The sequence below is a fragment of the Stagnihabitans tardus genome (genome assembly GCF_009925085.1).
In the GTDB taxonomy this organism is placed as follows: domain Bacteria; phylum Pseudomonadota; class Alphaproteobacteria; order Rhodobacterales; family Rhodobacteraceae; genus Stagnihabitans; species Stagnihabitans tardus.
On the sequence record NZ_JAABNR010000092.1, the window covers coordinates 1 to 695 of the forward strand.

1 protein-coding gene is annotated in these 695 nt (G+C 64.6%); it reads left to right on the forward strand.

The window, feature by feature from the left end; genetic code table 11:
- On the forward strand, positions 1-695 hold a 695-nt coding region (locus GV832_RS21740; RefSeq protein ID WP_227754620.1), incomplete at both ends, for an electron transfer flavoprotein subunit beta/FixA family protein.

Sequence of the window (695 nt, forward strand, 5' to 3'; positions counted from 1 at the left end):
GTGCCTGTGAAGCGTGTGATCGACTACAACGTGAAGGTCCGCGTCAAGGCGGATGGCTCGGGTGTCGATCTGGCGAATGTGAAGATGTCGATGAACCCCTTCGACGAGATTGCCGTCGAAGAGGCGATCCGGCTGAAGGAAAAGGGCATCGCGACGGAAGTCGTGGTCGTCTCGATCGGCGTCAAGCAGGCGCAAGAGACGCTGCGGACCGCCTTGGCCATGGGGGCGGATCGCGCCATCCTGATCGAGGCCACCGCCGACGTGCAGACCGATATCGAGCCCTTGGCTGTCGCCAAGCTCCTGGCTGCGGTGGTGAAGGAAGAGACCCCCGGTCTCGTGCTTTGCGGCAAGCAGGCCATCGACAATGACATGAACGCGACGGGGCAGATGCTTTCGGCCCTCTTGGGCTGGGCGCAGGGGACCTTCGTCTCCGAGCTGGCCATCGCTGACGGCAAGGCCGTGGTGACGCGGGAAGTGGACGGCGGCTTGCAGTCGATCTCGGTCAACCTGCCCGCCGTGCTGACGGTGGACCTGCGCTTGAACGAGCCGCGCTATGCCTCGCTGCCCAATATCATGAAGGCCAAGGCCAAGCCGCTCGCCGCCAAGACCCCGGCCGATTACGGCGTGGATGTCTCGCCGCGTCTGACCGTGATCAAGACCGTCGAGCCTGCGGGCCGCAAGGCGGGCGTCAAGGT